Genomic DNA, 647 nt, shown 5'->3' with positions numbered 1-647 from the left:
ACCGTGAAATCGTCGAAGCCCTTAGAGACCGCGATACGGATGCAGCAGTGAAGGCGCTTACTGGGCATCTTGTTCAGATTCAGCACAACCTCTTTGGCTAGAAAACCCGGCGCCAATACATGCTCCGGTCGGCACCGTAACGATGGCGCACACAAGTCGTGAAAGGTCTGCGTGAGCACGTCCTGCCACTGCTGGTCGAGATGGCCGGCATCACGGGAGTCCATCTTTGCCTGGCCGATGAGGCTGTCAGCAAGCTAGAGAAAGCGGAAAAGCGGGCACGTTCGGAAGGCACCTGTAGAGCGTCAAGCATGAAGTCCGGCCGAACGACAATTATCTTGTCCGGTCAGCGGGGGTAATCGTCGCTGTTCAAGAGGTCATAGTTGTCGCTCCTTGTGGCTCGGGATCCGGTAATTGACGCCGCCGTGCTGCCTTGTTGTCGCTGGCGTTCCGACGCCGGTAGCTTTCGACGTTCAGTTCGAAGATCGTCGAGTGATGAACCAGGCGATCGATGGCGGCCACTGTCATGGCCGGGTCGGGGAAGACGTCATTCCAGCCGGAGAACGGCTGGTTGGCTGTGATCAGAAGGCTGCGTCGCTCATATCTTTCAGCGATCAGCTCGAACAGCACGCTGGTTTCGGCCTGATCCT

General features: G+C 57.8%; 1 protein-coding gene. It reads right to left on the bottom strand.

The annotated features are described in order from the left end of the window. Positions 1-366 precede the first annotated feature (366 nt). Positions 367-647: ATP-binding protein (locus tag AB3X94_RS41840; RefSeq protein WP_368614471.1), on the bottom strand; the 281-nt coding region annotated here is incomplete at its 5' end.

It is taken from the genome of Paraburkholderia sp. BR10923, assembly GCF_040948765.1.
In the GTDB taxonomy this organism is placed as follows: domain Bacteria; phylum Pseudomonadota; class Gammaproteobacteria; order Burkholderiales; family Burkholderiaceae; genus Paraburkholderia; species Paraburkholderia youngii.
The sequence above is the reverse complement of the archived record's forward strand: the minus strand, read 5'-3'. Positions and strand labels throughout refer to the sequence as shown.